The 247-nt window shown below is 61.5% G+C and carries 1 pseudogene; it reads right to left on the reverse strand.

From position 1 onward, the window contains the following. A pseudogene (locus SB756_RS33610) lies at positions 1-241 on the reverse strand (MFS transporter); the annotation flags it as partial. Positions 242-247 lie beyond the last annotated feature (6 nt).

The raw sequence follows: 247 nt of genomic DNA on the forward strand, positions 1-247 counted from the left end.
GGTTGCTGGGCACTCCGAACAGCGCGTAGGCGACGAAGAACAGCCCGGCACCCAGGCCATAGACGCTGTCGCTGAAGCCCAGGTCCTGGGTCATCTGCAGCTTGGCGAAACCGATGTTGATGCGGTCCAGGTGAGCAAAGATGTAGCAGACGAACAACAGCGGCATCAGCCGCCAGGTGATCTTGCGATAGCAGTCATCGACCTCGGCGACCGGCGCCGTGGCAAGGGTTGAGTGGGGCATGGCAAT

Source organism: Pseudomonas sp. SIMBA_068, from assembly GCF_046534705.1.
Taxonomy (GTDB): Bacteria; Pseudomonadota; Gammaproteobacteria; order Pseudomonadales; family Pseudomonadaceae; genus Aquipseudomonas; species Aquipseudomonas putida.